Source organism: Geomonas sp. (genome assembly GCF_056994735.1).
On the sequence record NZ_JBXKJL010000313.1, the window covers coordinates 1 to 1719 of the forward strand.

Annotated in this window: 1 protein-coding gene; it reads left to right on the forward strand. The window is 59.6% G+C overall.

Translation table 11 applies throughout. The features are described from left to right. Positions 1-413: 413 nt before the first annotated feature. A complete protein-coding gene (locus AC11W3_RS13885) occupies positions 414-1631 on the forward strand; it encodes an IS110 family RNA-guided transposase (protein ID WP_484093171.1) in 1218 nt (405 codons plus the stop codon). The last annotated feature ends 88 nt before the right edge of the window (positions 1632-1719 follow it).

The following is a 1719-nucleotide window of genomic DNA, read 5'->3' on the forward strand; positions in this document are numbered from 1 at the left end:
GTTTTCCTTCCCGGTGCAACTGCTCAATCTTCCAGCGAAAGCCACACGCCTTTTGTGTGGCCTCCGTAGATTCCTGAGTAGGATCGTTAGTCACGACCCAGTCCGTGCGGTGGGTAGACACCTCAACGGTCATTTCATTTCCTTGACACCCCCGTGGATGAAAGTACGTTATCGTCCTGAGGAGTGCCTCCCCAAGGTCGCGGTGGGAATGGTAGTTTGACTCCGTCCTCAACATGAGCCTGTGGTCCTGACTTGTACCCCCGACTGCTGCCCTTGAGCGCGTACGGCAACCTGACCGACCATCACGAACCGGTTCTCCTGAGGAACCGATCTCGAATGGTCAGGTGCTCTTCGGGACTCTGAGGTACTCCTCGCTAGTCGTTATTTTTAACCTGGTTTGCGGGGAGGTGTTCATGGACATTCAACCGATTTTTCGCTGCGCTGTCGGGATGGACGTTCATCTGTCCACCCTCTCAGTCTGTGTTATTGTCGCCGAACCTGGGTGTGAACCGGAAGTCCATCGACAGCAATTCGGGGCCTTCCAGCGGGATCGGCGCGCTATGGCGGATTGGATTGCCGGATTTCAACCGGACACGGTGGTGATGGAGAGTACCGGGATTTACTGGAAAAGTCCCTATGCGGCCTTGGAGAAGGTCGGCATCCGGGCGTTGGTGGTGAATGCTCAGCATGTCAAAAAGGTGCCCGGCCGCAAGACCGACACCAGCGATGCCGAGTGGCTGGCCATGTTAGCCCGTGCTGGCTTGCTGCGCGGCAGTTTCATCCCACCGGCGTCCCTGCGGAATCTGCGCCAACTCAGCCGTTATCACCACCGGACCACCGCCATGCTTGCGGCGGAGAAAAACCGCCTGGTACGGGTGTTAAGCGATGCCGGCATCCGCCTCACGGCGGTCGTCTCCGACGCCCATGGGGTGGCCGCTCGGGCCATGATCGACTGCCTACTCAACGGTGGAACGCCGGAACAGGCGCTGGCCTTCGTCGGGCGCCTGCAGGCCCCCCGGGCAGAGTTGCTGGCCGCCCTGCAAGGAGAACTCAGCGCGCACCACGTGTTTGTCGCCCGGATGATCCGGCAGCATCTCCAGTTCCTGGAAACCCAGTTGGCCGACCTCGAACGGCAGTTGTTCGACGCCCTGACACCCCAGGAGGCGGCCATGCAATTATTGTTGACCATTCCGGGGATAGATCGCTTAGCTGCCGCCAAGCTCGTGGTGGAAATCGGCCTGGACATGGCGGCCTTCGGCCACGCGGGCCGCTTGGCGAAGTGGGCCGGGGTTTGCCCCGGTAATCACGAATCCGCCGGCAAGCGCCGGGCCGGTCGGACCATCCCAGGCAATCGCTATGTCCGCGCCCTCCTCTGTGAGATCGCCTGGGCCGCCGTCCGAACGACCAGTCAATTTAAGAGCCGCTATCAGAGCTTGGTCATGCGTCGGGGAACCAAGAAGGCGATTATCGCCGTGGCTCATAAAGTGCTCAAAACGGTGTTCGTGGTGTTGTCGCGTCACGTTCCTTATCACGATACTACTGTCGATTACGAGGCTCTCCTAGTCCAACGTAACGCTCCACGTTGGCTTCGGCAATTGAAGAAATACGGCTACCTGCCGAAGGCAGCTTAACTTCGTTCCGACGGTGGTCTGAAAAAACGTCGCTGACGCGACGACGGCCTTCTATTGTCCTGCGAGACCCCTACTTTCACGGCAACCC